The sequence below is a fragment of the Maribacter sp. C-4077 genome (assembly GCF_055378385.1).
Genome location: NZ_AP038807.1, coordinates 331059 through 347489, shown reverse-complemented (window position 1 = coordinate 347489; position 16431 = coordinate 331059). Strand labels below are relative to the sequence as shown.

The 16431-nt window shown below is 40.6% G+C and carries 12 protein-coding genes and 2 tRNA genes; 8 read left to right on the top strand and 6 right to left on the bottom strand.

Going from position 1 to position 16431, the window contains the following annotated elements; translation table 11 throughout:
• Positions 1-32 precede the first annotated feature (32 nt).
• Positions 33-1295 carry a tetratricopeptide repeat protein gene (locus tag ACZ41C_RS01545; protein WP_138258627.1) on the top strand — a complete coding sequence of 421 codons (1263 nt, stop codon included), beginning with the start codon at positions 33-35 and terminating at the stop codon, positions 1293-1295.
• Positions 1296-1349: 54 nt separating this feature from the next.
• Here the strand turns inward: ACZ41C_RS01545 and ACZ41C_RS01540 are convergent, their stop codons facing one another.
• Positions 1350-2099, bottom strand: coding sequence for a C40 family peptidase (locus ACZ41C_RS01540; RefSeq protein ID WP_138258626.1), 750 nt, complete (start codon positions 2097-2099; stop codon positions 1350-1352).
• A 16-nt stretch (positions 2100-2115) separates the two neighbouring features.
• Positions 2116-3291 (bottom strand): acetyl-CoA C-acyltransferase, encoded by a 1176-nt coding sequence (locus ACZ41C_RS01535; protein ID WP_138258625.1) that lies wholly within the window; start codon positions 3289-3291, stop codon positions 2116-2118.
• Between the two features lie 298 nt (positions 3292-3589).
• Between ACZ41C_RS01535 and ACZ41C_RS01530 the strand changes: the two genes are divergently transcribed.
• The 3 genes from ACZ41C_RS01530 (at position 3590) to ACZ41C_RS01520 (ending at position 5921) form a co-directional block, all read left to right on the top strand.
• Positions 3590-5626, top strand: coding sequence for an HD family phosphohydrolase (locus tag ACZ41C_RS01530; protein ID WP_464563831.1), 2037 nt, complete (start codon positions 3590-3592; stop codon positions 5624-5626).
• 110 nt (positions 5627-5736) lie between these two features.
• Positions 5737-5820: transfer RNA gene (locus ACZ41C_RS01525), tRNA-Ser, on the top strand.
• A gap of 26 nt (positions 5821-5846) precedes the next feature.
• Positions 5847-5921: transfer RNA gene (locus ACZ41C_RS01520), tRNA-Pro, on the top strand.
• Positions 5922-6164: 243 nt separating this feature from the next.
• Here ACZ41C_RS01520 and ACZ41C_RS01515 read toward each other — a convergent pair.
• The 4 genes from ACZ41C_RS01515 to ACZ41C_RS01500 all read right to left on the bottom strand — a co-directional run bounded on the left by ACZ41C_RS01515 (position 6165) and on the right by ACZ41C_RS01500 (position 12473).
• Positions 6165-8339 (bottom strand): alpha-glucuronidase family glycosyl hydrolase, encoded by a 2175-nt coding sequence (locus ACZ41C_RS01515; RefSeq protein ID WP_154918730.1) that lies wholly within the window; start codon positions 8337-8339, stop codon positions 6165-6167.
• 313 nt (positions 8340-8652) lie between these two features.
• The gene (locus tag ACZ41C_RS01510) at positions 8653-8871 is read right to left on the bottom strand and encodes a hypothetical protein (RefSeq protein WP_154918731.1); all 219 of its coding nucleotides are present in this window, start codon (positions 8869-8871) and stop codon (positions 8653-8655) included.
• 32 nt (positions 8872-8903) lie between these two features.
• Positions 8904-10835, bottom strand: a complete 1932-nt coding sequence (locus tag ACZ41C_RS01505; protein WP_464563828.1) for a tetratricopeptide repeat-containing sensor histidine kinase — start codon at positions 10833-10835, stop codon at positions 8904-8906.
• 144 nt (positions 10836-10979) lie between these two features.
• Complete coding sequence (locus ACZ41C_RS01500; protein ID WP_246160874.1) at positions 10980-12473, bottom strand: DUF1593 domain-containing protein; 1494 nt, start codon at positions 12471-12473, stop codon at positions 10980-10982.
• 272 nt (positions 12474-12745) lie between these two features.
• Here ACZ41C_RS01500 and ACZ41C_RS01495 point away from each other — a divergent pair, with 272 nt between their 5' ends.
• The 4 genes from ACZ41C_RS01495 (at position 12746) to ACZ41C_RS01480 (ending at position 16242) form a co-directional block, all read left to right on the top strand.
• Entirely contained in the window at positions 12746-13333 is a 588-nt protein-coding gene (locus ACZ41C_RS01495) for a DUF4202 domain-containing protein (RefSeq protein WP_464563825.1), read from the top strand.
• A 20-nt stretch (positions 13334-13353) separates the two neighbouring features.
• On the top strand, positions 13354-13938 hold the full coding sequence (locus tag ACZ41C_RS01490) for a precorrin-2 dehydrogenase/sirohydrochlorin ferrochelatase family protein (protein ID WP_138258606.1): 585 nt from the start codon (positions 13354-13356) through the stop codon (positions 13936-13938).
• Between the two features lie 4 nt (positions 13939-13942).
• The gene (locus tag ACZ41C_RS01485; RefSeq protein ID WP_272637486.1) at positions 13943-14311 is read left to right on the top strand and encodes a DUF7009 family protein; all 369 of its coding nucleotides are present in this window, start codon (positions 13943-13945) and stop codon (positions 14309-14311) included.
• Between the two features lie 62 nt (positions 14312-14373).
• Positions 14374-16242: a feruloyl-CoA synthase gene (locus tag ACZ41C_RS01480; protein ID WP_464563822.1), complete on the top strand. Its 1869-nt coding sequence runs from the start codon at positions 14374-14376 to the stop codon at positions 16240-16242.
• Positions 16243-16431: the final 189 nt, after the last annotated feature.

Below are 16431 nucleotides of genomic sequence, written 5' to 3'. Positions count from 1 at the left end.
TTAACACTAATTAATAATTAATAGAATCAAAAATGAAAACTAAGATTTCAATAATAGCGGCAATGTCCATTGCAATGGTGGGTTTAGCCCAAAAAAACGAGATAAAGGATGCCGAAAAGGCATTGAAAGACGGGGATGTGGCAGCTGCTAAAACCTCTATTGAAGCCGCCATGGGTAGTATTTCTGGCGCAGACGAAAAAATGCAGGCCCAATATTATTATACAAGAGGAAAAGTGTATGCCGATTTGGCCAAAAAAGGAGATGATTCCGCATTTGAGCCTGCGGCCAATTCCTTCCAAAAGGTATTGGAAATAGAAGAGCAATCCGGTAAAAGTAAATACTCCAACGAGGCAACCCAGTACATGGCAAGTATATCTGCAGATTTGGTAAACTCCGCAGTATCCGATAACGAACAACAAAAGTTTGAATCCGCTGCCGATAAGCTTTATATGAGCTATAAAATCAGCCCAAAGGATACTACATATTTGTACTATGCTGCAAGCAGTGCCGTGAACGGCGGACACTATGAAAAAGCTTTGGAATATTACAATGAGCTTCAAGAAATAGGTTACGATGGCAGCGGTATCGTATATAAGGCCACCAATACTGAAACCGGTGAGCAGGAAATTATGGACAAAACGCAACGTGACCTAATGGTGAAATCTGGAACCTATAAAGATCCAGTTGATGAGAAAACACCTTCCAAAAAAGCTGAAATCGTAAAAAATACTGCCCTAATCTACACCCAATTAGGACAGGATGACAAAGCTTTAGAGGCATATAAAGCCGCTAGAGCTAATGACCCAGAAGATGTCAACCTTATATTGAACGAGGCTAACCTATATTTTAAATTGGGCGATAAGGATAAATTCAAGGAATTAATGGCTGAAGCGATAGCATTGGCACCTGATAATGCAGACTTACACTATAATGTAGGTGTAATCAACATGGAGCAAGGGAATTTTGAGGAGGCTAGAGAGTCATACAAAAAGGCAATTGAAATCAATCCTAGTTACACTAACGCCTATTTGAACCTTTCCACTACCTATGTTAATCAGGGCAACGCTTTGATTGACGAAATGAATTCTTTGGGTAATAGCAGAGCCGACATTGCCAAGTATGACGAGCTTAAAACAAAAAAGGATAATTTCTTCACTCAGGGTGCCGATATTTTGGAAACCGCATTAAAAACAAACCCAGACAATCAAGGTATATTAACGCAGTTGAAGAACATCTATGGTGCTATGGGCGATAATGAAAACTTCATGAGAATAAAAAAGTTGCTAGGGGAATGATTCTTTAAACAACATAAATTATAAAAAGGGTCCAATAATTTTAGGACCCTTTTTTTATAGGATTCTTTTTAAGACCCTTAGTTGATGCGAATAATTTCTAAGATCGTAATTAAAAATTCCGGTATGGTCTATCCTGTCTATTCGTACCATACCGTTTACATGAATGATAAAATTATTTTTCATTACGATACCAACATGATTGATATGTCCGTAGGAATCATCGAAAAAGGCCAAATCCCCAGGTTCACATTCTTCTATAAAGCTCAGAGCTTCCCCTTGTCTCGCCTGTTCCTGTGCGGTGCGTAATAAATTGTAGCCGTTAATTTTATAGACCATTTGTGCAAATCCAGAGGCGTCTATACCAAATGGAGTTTTACCACCTTTTAATTCCGGCGCATTTAAGTAATTTATTGCAGTATTGATTATGTGCTCTTTTGTTTGTTTCCCTTCCGTCTTATTTCCTTCAACCGTTACATTAAGAATGTCGGTCAAATGGATTGAGGAACCTAAAATTATTGAAATCGGTGTGCCGTTTGGATGTCCTGCAAAGCTTAAGAGATCTGTAGCAAAAATTGGCTGTTTTTCTTCAATTAATATAAATTCCTCTTTGGTGATAAAATGTACTTGATTATTTGGTACCCATCCCTCACATTTGTCCGACGAAACTCTGATTTTTGACCAATATTTGCGGGATTCCAATATCTTAAAATGCTCTCCAAAGAGTACTTGGCTCGTCATTTCCGAAGCTTCTTCGGGCGATATTCTCAAAGGAATAACACTTAGTGGGCAAATACCGTATTGCATCTATTTTCTAGGATGTTTAGGCTCGCTCCAAAATCATGGAAGAAGCACCACCGCCTCCATTGCAAATAGCTGCTGCACCAATTTTTCCATTTTTTTGTTCTAAAACATGTATTAGTGTTACAAGAATCCGTGCTCCGGAGCATCCTAATGGGTGTCCCAAAGAAACGGCACCACCATTAACATTTACATTTACATCGGTAAGACCCAATATCTTCATATTCGCCAAACCTACTACTGAGAAAGCTTCGTTAAACTCAAAAAAGTCAACATCTTGAAGTGTAAGCCCTGCTTTATTCAAAGCCTTTGGTAAAGCTTTGGCAGGTGCGGTCGTAAACCATTTTGGTTCTTGTGCGGCATCGGCATAGCCCTTAATGGAGGCTAAAGGTTTTAGGTTCAATTCCTTTGCTTTTTCGGCACTCATCAATACCAGGGCAGCGGCGCCATCATTGATGGTGGAGGCATTCGCGGCCGTTACCGTACCATCCTTGGAGAATGCCGGTCTTAAATTTGGGATTTTATCCAAGAAAACGTTCTTGTATTCCTCATCTTCGGAAACGATCAATGGCTCCCCACGTCGCTGAGGTACCGTTACGGGAACAACTTCATTTTTGAAAAGGCCTTTTTTCCAAGCTTCTGCAGACCTTTTGTAGGACTGTACGGCGAAAGCGTCTTGGTCTTCCCTTGAAAATTTATATTCAACGGCACAGGCATCCGCACATACGCCCATAGCATTTTGATCATAGGCATCTACCAAACCATCTTTTTGCATTCCGTCTACCATGGATGACGGACCAAATTTCACCGGTGATCTCAAGTAAGCATAATGCGGAATCAAACTCATATTCTCCATTCCTCCCGCTACTATGATGGAGGCATCTCCTAGGGCAATGGCTTGGGCTGCCTGCATCACGGCCTTCATTCCGGAGGAACAAACTTTGTTCACCGTGGTACACGGTACGGTATCCGGAATTCCTGCATAAAGAGCCGCTTGTCTTGCAGGGGCTTGTCCCGTGCCCGCCTGTACAACGTTTCCCATTAAAACTTCTTCCACCATATCCGGCTTTAAATTGATTTTTTCTAGGGCTCCCTTTATCGCGGCGGCACCAAGTTTAGGAGCAGGAATTGTGGACAAGGCACCCATAAAACTTCCTATTGGCGTTCGTACCGCAGAAACTAAAACAACCTCTTTCATCTTATATTTTTATTGCTTTTTAAAAATGGATCTGTCATGATGTAACGTTCAGGCGGGTGTAATTATTCATATCATTATCCTTTGTTTTCAAAAGTTTTTGAAACTTTGATTTCGCCATCTTGATAGCTATCGGTACATCTTGATAAGTATCAAGGATCCCTATCGCTCATTTCATGTATTTTCAAATTTATATAAACGAAATTACTAAATTCTAAACCAAAACCTTGGTTATTGACCTAATTCCTTATTGTACATTTATATTTTCTATTTTTGGAATAGCTACGCAAAAATTGAACGTTTGGACAACCTTTACAAAAAACAATCCCTTATATACAAGTACTTCCTATACTTTGTTTCCATAGGATTTATTGTTTTCTTTTTTCCTAAAGGCGGAAAGTTCAAGTATGAATTTCAAAAAGGGAAACCATGGCAATTTGAAACCTTATATGCACCTTTTGATTTTTCGATAAAAAAATCCGATTCCGAGATTGCTCAGGAAAAGCAGCAAATAGAAGAGACAAGCGGACAATATTTTAGGTACGACCATCAGCGGGTTAGCAGGGTTTACGAGCGATATGATAATTCTTTCCAGAGCATTTTTGGTAATTCGGCTTACACAAATGCCCAAAAGGATTTTTTAAAAAAAATAGGTGAAACCCTTTTAGATTCCATCTACCAAAATGGTGTACTGGATAGTAGTGCTAAACAGATTAGGGGAGGTTCTGTTTTTTTGGTTAAGAACAACGCGGCCGCGAAAAAACAATTTTCCTCGTTTTACAGGCTTTCTGATGTTGGGAATTTGATTCAAAACAAACTAAAGGAAGAGAATATTCCCCATTTGAACCAAGAATTTCAAGACCTGTTTTTTGAGCTTATTGAGCCAAATGTCAGTTACGATGTTAGCCTCACGCAAAAGAGCCGGGAGGACGCTTTATCTAAGATAAGTTACACTCGAGGTACCGTAGATGAAGGTAAACTAATTATTGCCAAGGGCGAGGTTGTAGAAGGCGAAAATCTGAAAGTATTGGAGTCTTTGAAGTCGGAATATGAATCGGAGTTATGGACAGCTCACAATTATTATATCATACTTATTGGGTATACCGTATTGGTGGCCTTGGTACTTTTAATGCTCTTGCTTTTTCTGAAGAAATACAGACCAGCCATCTATGGTAACAATACAAAAGTAACCTTCATTTTTTTCAATATCCTCCTGATGGTTTTTATCACAACCATGGTTGTAAAGTATGATGATTCCTTGGTGTTCGTAGTGCCGTTATGTATACTACCCTTAATTCTAAAAACCTTCTTTGATGCGAGATTGGGGCTATTCGCCCATGTACTGACCGTACTGATTTTAGGGTTTGTAGTACCCAATAGTTTTGAATATATCTTCCTTCAGATTATTACGGGTATTGTTACCATTTTAACAGTTTCTGAATTGTATAAACGGGCCAATCTATTTATTTCTATAGGACAGATTATTTCTATTTATGTAGTGGGGTATTTGGCATTTCACATAATACACGAAGGCAACCTCAGTAATATCTCATGGTATACACTAGGGCTTTTCTTACTCAATGGTATGATAACCTTGTTCGTACAGCCCTTGATTTATATTTATGAAAAAGTCTTTGGTCTAGTATCCGACGTCTCCTTGTTGGAACTTTCGGATACCAATTCAAAGTTATTAAAAGAATTATCCAACAAAGCCCCTGGTACGTTTAACCATTCCCTTCAAGTAGCCAATCTCGCAGAATCCGCGGCCAATGAAATTGGGGCAAATGCCATGTTGGTAAGGGTAGGGGCACTCTACCACGATATAGGTAAAATGAACAACCCTACCTATTTCACCGAAAACCAGATTACCAATGTGAACCCCCATGACGAAATCACTCCTAGAGAAAGTGCCAAGATTATTATTGGACATGTTATAAAGGGCATAGAGATAGCAAGAAAAAATAAATTACCTGATCGTATTATCGATTTTATTAGATCCCATCATGGAACTACATACGTTTACTATTTCTATAAGAAGGAGAGGGACTTGGAAATAAATATCAATGAAGAGGATTTTAAATATCCAGGCCCTCTTCCATTTTCAAAAGAAACGGCCATATTGATGATGGCAGATTCTGTAGAAGCAGCCTCAAAAAGCCTAAAGGATCCCACCTATACCATGATTGATGAATTTGTAGATAAGATAATTGCAGGACAAATGAAAGCCAATCAATTCATAAATGCGAACATCACCTTTAAGGAGATTGAAATCATCAAGAAAATCTTCAAGCAAAAACTGACCAATATTTACCATTTAAGGGTAGAATATCCTGAATGACAGACCGTTTATTTTTTTTTAAAAAACCTAGTAAAATAGTTGCGTGCTTCTACGGTAAAATTTACATTTGCATCCGCAATTTGAGCGAACGTTCCTGAAAATAGATTATTGGAGAGGTGCCGGAGTGGTAACGGAGCAGATTGCTAATCTGTCGACGCGCAAGTGTCGCATGGGTTCGAGTCCCATTCTCTCCGCAATTTCTTTTAATTTAAGATAGCCTCGGGGTGTAGCGTAGCCCGGTTATCGCGCCTGCTTTGGGAGCAGGAGGTCGCAGGTTCGAATCCTGCCACCCCGACTTGATTATCAGAGGTTTACAAATTATTTTTTGTAAACCTCTTTTTATTTGTACTCTACAAAATACTTAATATATATTCAATTCGAAATTTGAAATTCAGTATTTGAGGTAGTACAATTTACCATTTTGATCTGCATACAAAAATCACATCTAAAAACTGAGGTTTTTTAGTATAGAACTAACAGGAATCTTTGGCCGCCAATCCGTAGCCGTAGTACCTTGTTTCTAACTTACATCAATAATTTAATCCCATCTAGGACGTATTCCCGGTGCAAATGGGAACTTTAAGGATTTAAAATATTCCAAGGATTTCGTGGGCCTTTCTACACCTGTGGGCAAAGGACGATTGGAAAAGGTCTGAAAGTAGAGGAGACAGGCATCTCGCCACCATTTTGCTTCCTTCAATTGGATTTCCAATAACATGGACACCTCTTTGTACTCATTTTCAGAAAGATAAGGTTTCATACGATCCCATGTTTTGATCATTTGTGTTACCTGGTCCACACCTTCCTGATATTTTAATGCGATGGCATCCCAAAGAATTTCACCATTTTCCAATTTATAATCCCAAGGTAGGTGATGAAACCACAACAGGTATTCCTGAGGTATGGTTTTTGGGTCATTATACTGCACGGCAATTTCGGATGCGTATTGCTCTGTGGCATTGCTTCCGCTTGGCGTTCTGTCAAAACCAACTCCTAATGAATCGGCTTTATGATAATAAACAGGGTTCCAATCCGGTCTACCTAGATTGTCGACCCAAGGACCCGGTCCGTAATGGTGACCGGTATCGAATATGTGGTGCAGACCAAGCGGATTCATATAGTTAACTACCGCTTCCCTAGAATCTAGCATCATTTCCTTTATCGGATCCACAAATTCCTCTTCATTGGAATAGGTGGCCCTTAGCCATTCCTCTGCGATGGTGTTCGCGCTTAGGTAAGGGTCCCAGGCCAAACGTCCAAAACCGTACCAATTGGCCTGTGCAAAAGGGTGGCCTGTCCAATTGATATCAGTACCAATGTTGGAGACTCCCGCCATACCTGTCAGTTTGTTCCCATAGAGGCTTCCGTCTATGACTTTTGCTACAGTAGAACCTTCCCCTTTCTGAAAAGTATCGGCGTCCAAGACTTCTTCGAAAAGTTTGGGCAAATACACCAAATGAGTGCTGAACCCCAAGTATTCTTGGGTTATCTGAAACTCCATTATTAGCGGTGTCTTTTTCATGGCACCGAACATAGGATGAAAGGGCTCCCTTGGTTGAAAGTCTATAGGGCCATTTTTTACCTGCACCAAAACGTTGTCCATAAAGTTACCGTCATACGGTAAAAACTCGTCATAGGCCTGCTTTGCTCGATCCGTATCGTCATGTTCTGAATACACAAAGGCACGCCAAATGACATTGCCCCCAAAAGGTTTTACGGCCTCTGCCATCATATTGGCACCGTCAACATGATTTCTACCATAATTTTGGGGTCCGGGCTGTCCTTCGGAATTGGCCTTAACCAAAAAACCACCAAAGTCTGGAACGATTGTATATATTTCTTTGGCCTTATCTTTCCACCATTGTTGTACTTGGGCATTTAAGGGATCCGCAGTTTCCAGTCCACCGATTTCCATAGGAGCGGAGAAACGTGCTGTCAAATATACTTTGATGCCATAGCTCCTAAAGATATCTGCCAAGGCCTTTACTTTTTCAAGATACATGGGCGTAAGAATCAAGGCGTTTGCATTAACATTGGTAAGTGCGGTAGCGTTTATTCCAACGGAGGCATTGGCCCTGGCATAGTCAATATAGCGTTGGTCTACATATTCAGGTAATTTTTGCCAGTTCCAAAGTGAGAATCCCGCATAGCCCCTTTCCACTGAACGATCCAGATTGTCCCAGTGGTTGAGCATTCGAATGTCCAATTTAGGATTGTCTACAACTTTTAAATCATCGAGGAGATGTTGGGACTGCATAAGATGTAGAAATCTGAATGTACCATAAAGAACCCCAAGATCCGTTTTGGCGGTGATTACCGTAACTTTTTTATTTGTTAATTTGACAGATTTCAAAACGAAACCATCGCCTTTTACATCCATCATTTCCTTGGATACGGCCGATTTAAGGTCTACCGGTAGATTCTGATAAACGTCCACGATCAGGGCGTTGCCCTTATCGATCGCACTCAAAAACTCGATGTCCGTACCAAGCATTTGAGGCAGGGCCAGCGCTAGTTCTTCTTTGGCATTAAGTAGCGAAGGCGTGCTCTCGCCAACAACTATTTTGGAGCTTATATCTTTGTAGGAAGCCGATAATTTGGAATCGGTAATTTGTTCATATTTCAGCCAGAGCTTATAATCATTTAATTGTTGACCGTTTGTTTCTAAGTTGTAAAAGCATAGGAATATTAGAAAAAACCTACATAGTTTCATTTGATGTATTTTAGAAGTATTCAATTTATGCCAAATTGCTAATTCTTTGCGGGTTAAACAAGTTAATTAATAGTATTCACACAATATATTTTGGAAAGACAAAATATGGTGATTAAAAAATGGTCCCACCCCCCGTACAACGGTACAATAATTCCCTTTTTTTATGAAGCTAACTAAAAGCTTTTCGTTGATTTTCCTATTCGGATTATATATCCTTTGGGAATTTTGGTAAAACGGAAAACAATGAGTAAGCTACTGATAAGGCTTATGAATTCACCTATGACCTTATTTATAAATCCAGTCCCTATTTGCTTCAAAATCCGCATAATCCTATGGATTGGAAACCTTGGATACCTGTAGTTGCCGTAGCAGAGGCTTTACCAATTTTGTAAGGACTAGGGCATCCTAAAATTATTTCGTCCACATTCACGAATTTCTTATAATCAAAGGTTTTTAACAGGGATTTCGTTACTGTCCTGGGCAACATGATGACAACCCGAAACATGCTACTTTTTAAGTCTCTAGATAACATCAATTGTTTTTTGAAGATAGGGATTTGTATACCTAGGCTACTTTTTGATTTTCGGAAAAGGTTACAGTAATCGTAGTTCCTCTATCCTCAACGCTATCCACATGTATATCACCATGGTTCCTTTTTATGAATTCTGAGCTGAGTACCAATCCAAGCCCACTTCCTTTTTCACCGTTGGTACCGTTCCTTCCTTTTGGTTTTTGTACCGAAAATAACTGTTTTCTGAATTCAGGGGTCATACCGATTCCTGTATCTGATATTATGATCTTAATTTCCTTGAAAGTATGGGTAACGGATAGTTTGACAATGCCATTCTTGGGAGTAAATTTTATGGCGTTATTTATCAAATTTCGAACTACAAACTCAATTTGGTTCTTATCTCCCATAAATTTTGGATTACCTATTACGGAAGTTTCAAGAGCTACCCCTTTGTTAGATGCTATCACCATAAAAATTTCCGTCACTTCATCAATTATTTCCTTTAAAGAAATTAGTTCCGTTCTGTCCTCCAGCACGTTCATTTGACATTTGGCCCAGATAATCAAATTATCCGTCATTTTTAGTGTATTATCAACAGATGAACTTAGTTGTTTTCCCATATTCAATATCTCCTCCTTGCTTAATAAATCTAGATGATCAACCAGAACAGTAATGAAGGATTTTAAAGAGGTCAAAGGGCTTCTAAGGTCATGTGCTACAATGCTGAAGAATTTATTTTTAGTGGCGTTTAGTTCCTGTAGTTCTTCTTTTTGCGTTTGAATGGTTTCATTTTGCTCCGTTAGTTCTTTGTTGATGCGTTTCAATTTTCTTAAAACAAGGAAGAATCCAATAAGAAATAAGAGAATTATGATTATACTAATGTTTCTATATACTATCGTTGAGGCCTGCGCGGCATTTTCCTTTTCCAAAGCTTGGGTGGTTCTGTTCAATGTATGTATAGAGGCCATACTTTGCGTCAACCTATTTCTATCCTCCAGTTGAATTCTTTTAATGGATTCAGAGAGTTCATTATGGGCATTGAAATAGTAGTTTACCTTTTCTAGGTTGCTCCGTTCCAAATAAAAAGCCTGTAAGTCTTTATATACCCTTAATAAGGGCTGGTTCAAATGAAATTTATTGCAATATGCCTCGGTGCTTTCCAAGTAAGAATATTGAAGACTTGAATCGCCTTCGTTTTTGGCAATTTGGGCTAGTTGAAGCATTGCCTCCACTGTCGCAACCTTTTGGGAGTTTTTACCTAGCTCCTCGGAAATCTTGAGTATACTTTTAAAATAATGTTTAGCGGAGTCGATTTGGTCATCGTTTACCTTTATAAGTCCCATAACTTTAAAGCAACTTGAAAGAACGGGTAGATTACGTATGGAATCGTTTATTTTAATGGCATACCGGGTTAAGTTTTCGGCCTCGGCCAAGTCTTTGTTGTTATAGTAGCTTTCTCCTAGATTATGGGCCGATACCCCGATTCTTTCGGTGATACCCAAATCCTTGAAAATCTCGAATGATTTTTTGTGGTAATTTATTTCTTGTAAGCGATTGTTAAGACTGCGATAGATATGTCCCATGGAAATATAACAGTTCGCCAATCCCTCCTTGTTGGAATTTTTCTCAAAAATATCGATGGCCTTATGAATATATTCAGTGCTCATAAAATAATTATCATTTATGGCATATATACTGGATAATATCCTGTAGCTGTAGGCTATACCTGTTTCATCCTTCAATTCTATAGATAACTGCAACGCCTTTTCGGCATATTTTAATGATTTTAAATTATCTACGTACGTCAATTCCCTACTAAGGGTATAAAGAATTTCAATTTTTTCCTTGGAAGTGAGCTCTGGTTGGGTCAGTAAATATTCAAGTTCCTTTACGGTTTGCGAGCGTACAATTGTTCCTATCAATAGAATTAATAGGAAAATGAATTTCCTGGACCGTATTCCAGTTAGAAAACCAAAAATGTTCATATTTCCGGGGGATTTGTAGGAAATTATTTATAACTGAACGGTTGCCCTCTTAAAATAGTATTTTCAACCGTTTAATATAAATCAATATTGTTTCGTTGCCCTAAAGAAACACATTTTTGAAAAGTTAATTTTTCGCATTTTGAGCTACAATACAGAAACAATGACTCTTTGATATCGTGTCAATGCTGGAAATCCCGTATCGGTCCCTTCAACAATAATATGAAATTGATTCTTTTTTTTGGCCGTTTTGGGTATTTGTACGGTAACGATAGCGTTCTCCACTTTAACCTCGGCATGACCGTCACCCGCCTCGTCATAGCACCAGGCCTTCAGGTAAACGGGATGCCCGTCAATGTCATTTAAAGCAACGTGAATGTTGAAGATTTCACCCGCTTTAGCGGTAATGGAAAGCCCTTCTTTTATGATAACTTCAGGTGCGTGGTTGGCTTCCTCAAAGGTTTTGACGCACCAATCCGCACGAGCGGCAAAATCGAGTTGCATGGCTTTTATCCATCGGGTTTGGGGATAGCTTTTGTCCATCTTGCCCGTTTCGGGATTTAGGTCAGCCGCATGGTCCCCATCCTCATATCGGTACGGGTTATCCTTGGAAAGCACAAATCGACCGCTCCATCCACCTCTTGAAGGGTCTTCGTAGTTGTTCAATCCTACATCCAATAAATGTAAAAATGCGGGACTGTCGCCTTCCGATATAAAGTCATATTTGGAGAAACTCCCGCGTTCCGTGTTGGCAATTTTAGTGATATCGCCCTCAAAATGATTGGGGTCTCCTTCTTGTTTTTGTCCGTCCCCATAGGAATAATATTTTTTTAGAAGGGGACCATGGTCATTGATAATATTGGCGCCCATAAAACTTCCCTCTAAAAAAGGTTGCTGACTTTTGGGAACCACTTGTTTCCAAGGATAGGCAAAACACCAGAACTGATTCGCGTTGTAGAAAACCCTAATCTTCGGCCAATTGGGTCCTATATAGTTTTTGTAGGTGGCATCTTGGTCCATAATGGTATAAATAATGGCTTTTTTAGAGACTTTTTCCTTGATATCTTTCCAGTCCCGGGTGTCCTTGTAATCTTCCTCAATGGATTTTAAGGCCCTGGCAATGGTATTGGTACCTCCCCATGCTTGTAAAAACAGCTCTCTATCGTCATCATCAAGCAACTTTTCTCGTATCAATTTTGAACCTTCTGTACGTTGGGCCATTTCCCCTTCAAAATCGATATTGCCCACGCGTACCAAGTCCAATAATTCTTGCGGGGAAGGATAATTGCTGTCATGGCCTATGAGGTTTGGGTAGACCTTGGCATATTCCGCCAAAAGCTCTTGTATCCAATTGGTTCCCGGCCATCGTAGGTCCGTAAGGTCCTTGCCATAGATTTTTTTGGTCATTTCCATTTCGGACGTGAATGTAGTACCCTTACCATCACCCTTCCAATGCCACATGGAGCTGGAATAGACCAAACCCTGGGTTTCAAATTCATTGGAGTAGAGGAGGTACCTGATGAAGGTATCTACATCGTCAATTTCACCATCGGTGGTCACAATGGTTCTTTTCATGGTTTCCTGGGCCCAACCCATAGTGATAAAGGCCAAACCTAGAGAAAGTAATAGGATATTTTTCACACGTTTAGTATTGGATTAATTGCTTGATTTTAAACATTTCTTTTTATAGAGGTATTTAACATAGCATAACAAATCCCTCGATTAGGGTTTCATGCGGTAATGTATTGTCATTCAGTATGTTTTATGGAAGCGTAAACTCCGACTTTGAAAAGATATGAAAATTCAAATTTTAGAAAAGACATATTATAGGTATTTTCAGAGGCATCCAGTTAGTTTATTCGGTCCATTTACAGCGACGAATCATTATCGTATCTTAGTCTAAAATTCCGATTATGGCAACTTCCAACAAATTATTGAAGGCATTTGAGCTCTTTGACCTTGCAAACTCAAAGGATCCAAACAAGGAGCTTTTCATGGGAAGGGAATATCCCAAAGAAGTGCTGTATGCCATTAGGATGACCGAAAAACTCAACGAATTTGCCCCTGATGCCTCAGAAGTTTTGCGCTTAACGGTAAGGGCTCAACACATTTGTAGGTGGGAAATTCCTAGGGAATCCTATGAAATGAATCGGACAGGTTATTTGAAGTGGCGACAGGACCTTAAAAAGTTTCATGCCGAAAAAGCCTCTGAAATATTGGAAAAAGTTGGATATGATTCGGAAACAATAGGCAAGGTGAAATTTCTGTTGGAAAAAAAACAACTGAAACGAAACGCAGAAACCCAAACCTTGGAAGATGTCATTTGTTTGGTCTTTTTGGAATTTTACTTTGAGCCCTTTGCCAGGGAGCATCCAGAGGAAAAGGTGGTGGATATTTTACAAAAGACCTGGCGGAAAATGTCGGAAAAGGGACAGGAGGCCGCATTGAAACTCCCCCTGTCACAAACATCCAAGGAGTTCGTGGAAAAGGCCTTGTCATAAATGAGAATAAATGTTAGCATATGGAGCGAAATGAACTATATCCAATTTTTTTAAAGGTTTCCAACCTAAAAATATTGATCGTGGGCGGAGGCAATGTGGCCTTGGAGAAATTGACCTTTTTGCTGAAATCGAGCCCCAATGCGCAGGTGGAAATGGTTTCCCCCATGTTTCGGGAGGAGACCGTGCAATTGGCCCAAACTGCGCAAGTGGTGATGCATAAGGAATACTATGACCCAAGTTATTTGGAAGGCAAGCATATGGTCGTTGCCACGACGGATAATGTTGCCGTGAACGAGCAAGTGTACCATGATTGTAGGGAACGAAGTATTTTGGTGAACGTGGCGGACAACCCTCCATTTTGTGATTTTTACATGGGAGGTATCGTCACCAAGGGGAACGTAAAAGTGGCGATTTCCACGAATGGAAAATCCCCCACTACCGCCAAAAGACTCCGGCAGTTTTTTGAGGACGTCATCCCCGAGAATATTGATGATTTGGTCAAAAATCTCAATGAATTCAGAAAAACTATCAAAGGTGATTTTGAGGAGAAAGTGGAAACCTTAAACGAATTCACCAAAGGTTTGGTTGAAAAGAAGAATAAATGAACTCATGAAAATTAGAATCCAAGGGAATACGGTGCGCTATCGACTCACAAAAAGTGAAGTGGAAACGTTGGCGCAAACGGGATATTACAAAGAGGAGACCCTCTTTGGGGAAAGGACCTTTGTGTACGCGATTAAGGCGGATCAGGCCATACCAGAATTGCATGCCGACTATGTAAACGACACCATCACCATGTACCTGAACAAGGACAAAAGCTCGGCATGGCCTAAGAACGAAATAGTGGGTTTCAGCTCGGAAATAAAAACTTCAAACGGCAACACCTTGTCGCTTTTATTGGAAAAGGATTTTGTGTGTATGGATAATACCGATGAAGACCAATCTGACAATTATCCAAACCCGAAATTGTCAAAATAGGGCTTGATTGCCTATTTTTACCCCCTCTGGACCGTCAAGCAGATGGCCAATTCAATTACATTATGAGCGAACAGACCTGGGTGACCGATAACATTCCCTATTTGGAGGTACCAACTATTGCCGTTGATATAGAGAGACGGGTCGGGGAAAAGGGCGTCAATTATCTTAAATCCAAAATTCCTCTGGGGCAACACCCAAAAAAAATCACCGAACGTTTACAATTTTGGGCACATTCAACACCTAATGCCATTTTCTTGGCCCAGCGCGAGGATGACGGAGAATGGAGAACGCTTACCTATGTGCAAGCTTGGCAGAAAATTCAGGGAATCTCGCAGTATCTTTTGGAAACCGTGACCTCAAAAGACAGGCCAATTGCCCTGCTTTCCGGCAATAGTATTGAACATGGACTATTGGCACTGGCCGCTATGCATATCGGGATACCTTATGCCCCTATCAGTCCCGCGTACTCCTTGAAATCGCATAGTTTTGATAAACTGAAGCATTGTTTGGATGTTCTGGACCCCGAATTGATTTTTGTTCAGGATGGAAATGCCTATAAAAAGGCTTTGGATGGCGTGGCCGGCAACACCCGTAATTGCCGATTGGTCTTCGTTGAAAATGGGATGCCGGGGTCGGACCGTTTTGAGGATATCTTAAAAACCAAATCGACACCCAAGGTAGCGGAAGCCTACAATAAAATAGGTAGGGATACCTTGGCAAAGGTATTGTTTACAAGTGGTTCCACAGGGCTGCCCAAGGGTGTCATGAATACCCACGGTAACCTTACGGCGAATTGGCAGCAGATTACCCAGACCTTTCCCTTTGTGCGGAACGGTGCCTTGCAGTTGATGGATTGGTTGCCTTGGAACCATACCTTTGGTAGCAACCATAATTTTGGGTTGGTCATGTACAATGGAGGTTCCCTGTATATCGATGAGGGCAGCCCAACCCCAACGGGAATGCTGCAATCCATTAAAAATCTAAAGGGTTTTGCCCCAACGGTTTATTTCAACGTACCTAAAGGGTTTGAGGAGCTTTTGCCCTTTTTAAATACCGATGAAAGTTTGCGGCAGACGTTCTTCTCCAGACTGAAGATGCTTTTTTATGCCGGAGCCAGCATTTCACAAAAAGTCTGGGACGAACTTGAAAGGCTTTCCATACGGACTACGGGAAAGCGGATATTGATTTCATCCGGTTTTGGAATGACGGAATCTAGCCCGTCCGCCATGTTTTGCACCGCGTATGACAGCAAGGCCGGATTTTTGGGGGTGCCGGTTCCTGGTTTGGAAATGAAACTGGTACCCATGGGGGATAGGTGGGAAGCCAGGTTCAAGGGGCCCAATATCACGCCGGGCTACTGGAAAAATGAGGTGGCCACCGTCAATGCTTTTGACCGGGAAGGATTTTATAAAACCTCTGAGGCTTTAAAATTCATTGATGAGCGAGACCCCAATGTAGGCATGCGCTACGATGGTAGGATAGCCGAAGATTTTAAATTAAGTACGGGAACCTGGGTCAATGTGGGAAATCTCCGGGATAACATTATAGCCCAAGGCAAAGGTTTGGTAAAGGATGTTGTCATCACAGGGCATGACCAAGATTTTGTGGGGGCCGTTTTATTTTTGAATCTGGGATATTGTGCGGATTTTTTGGGTGGCGAACGTCAAACGACCGACTCCAATGCAGCGCATTCCCTCCCCATACGGGACCGTGTACAGGAAATGCTGGATACCCTTGCCCAAAACAGTACAGGCAGTTCCACAAAAGTAAAGCGTGCCCTTATTGCAGATTTTGAACTTTCACCTGAAAGGGGAGAAGTAACGGAAAAAGGATCCATAAATCAGTATGCTTTTTTAAAGCACAGGAGTTCCTTGGTGGCCAAACTATATGGGCACAACTTGGAACCCGGTATTTTGGAAACGAACTACTAGCGGAACAAGAATGTACCGTAGGTCCTTTGTTGCTCCTTATGTTTTTTGGCATGTAAGTTCGAATGATTTTCGATAGAAAATTGTATCGAGAACCGCATGCTAAAATGACAAATTTTACTTGTAACAACCAATAACCAATAACCTGCATCTATCCTTCCGAAATTGCCCCGGTGCTACACCCGACTGGTT

Coding starts and splice junctions, on each gene's coding strand:
- ACZ41C_RS01490 (WP_138258606.1), top strand. CDS start 13,354: ATGGAGCGAAATGAACTATATCCAATTTTTTTAAAGGTTTCCAACCTA.
- ACZ41C_RS01485 (WP_272637486.1), top strand. CDS start 13,943: ATGAAAATTAGAATCCAAGGGAATACGGTGCGCTATCGACTCACAAAA.
- ACZ41C_RS01505 (WP_464563828.1), bottom strand. CDS start 10,835: ATGAACATTTTTGGTTTTCTAACTGGAATACGGTCCAGGAAATTCATT.
- ACZ41C_RS01535 (WP_138258625.1), bottom strand. CDS start 3,291: ATGAAAGAGGTTGTTTTAGTTTCTGCGGTACGAACGCCAATAGGAAGT.
- ACZ41C_RS01515 (WP_154918730.1), bottom strand. CDS start 8,339: ATGAAACTATGTAGGTTTTTTCTAATATTCCTATGCTTTTACAACTTA.
- ACZ41C_RS01510 (WP_154918731.1), bottom strand. CDS start 8,871: ATGTTATCTAGAGACTTAAAAAGTAGCATGTTTCGGGTTGTCATCATG.
- ACZ41C_RS01495 (WP_464563825.1), top strand. CDS start 12,746: ATGGCAACTTCCAACAAATTATTGAAGGCATTTGAGCTCTTTGACCTT.
- ACZ41C_RS01545 (WP_138258627.1), top strand. CDS start 33: ATGAAAACTAAGATTTCAATAATAGCGGCAATGTCCATTGCAATGGTG.
- ACZ41C_RS01480 (WP_464563822.1), top strand. CDS start 14,374: ATGAGCGAACAGACCTGGGTGACCGATAACATTCCCTATTTGGAGGTA.
- ACZ41C_RS01540 (WP_138258626.1), bottom strand. CDS start 2,099: ATGCAATACGGTATTTGCCCACTAAGTGTTATTCCTTTGAGAATATCG.